This window comes from Mesorhizobium sp. M7A.F.Ca.US.011.01.1.1, from assembly GCF_003998295.1.
In the GTDB taxonomy this organism is placed as follows: domain Bacteria; phylum Pseudomonadota; class Alphaproteobacteria; order Rhizobiales; family Rhizobiaceae; genus Mesorhizobium.
In genome coordinates this window covers 1-431 of sequence record NZ_RZRT01000263.1, presented here as the reverse complement: position 1 = coordinate 431, position 431 = coordinate 1, and the positions used below count along the sequence as shown (strand labels likewise).

Here is a 431-nt window from a genome sequence, read left to right as displayed (position 1 = left end):
GAGATGATCGAAAAGCTCGCATCGCTGCCGCCGGTCGGTAGCGCGCTCGACCAGATCCTCCACCACTTCGGCACCGACACCGTCGCCGAGGTGACCGGCCGCTCGCGCCGCATCGTGAAGAAGACCGGCCGCGATGGTATCGACCGGCTTGCCGTGGAAAACCGCCCAGGATCGGCCAATCTCGCCGAGACCCAGGGTTATATGGATGACGACAAGCGCATCCTGGTGTTTTCGGACGCCGGCGGCACCGGCCGCTCCTATCACGCCGATCTCGGGGTCAGGAACCAGAGGCTGCGCAAGCACTATCTGCTCGAGTCCGGCTGGCGCGCCGACAACGCCATCCAGGGTCTCGGACGGACCCACCGCACAAATCAGAAGCAACCGCCGTTGTTCCGGCCCATGGCCGCCAACGTGAAAGCCGGCAAGCGCTT

At 65.2% G+C, this 431-nt stretch carries 1 protein-coding gene; it reads left to right on the top strand.

Translation table 11 applies throughout. From position 1 onward, the window contains the following. Positions 1-431 (top strand): strawberry notch C-terminal domain-containing protein (locus tag EOA13_RS37655; RefSeq protein ID WP_206535392.1); only part of this gene is annotated, 431 nt, incomplete at both ends.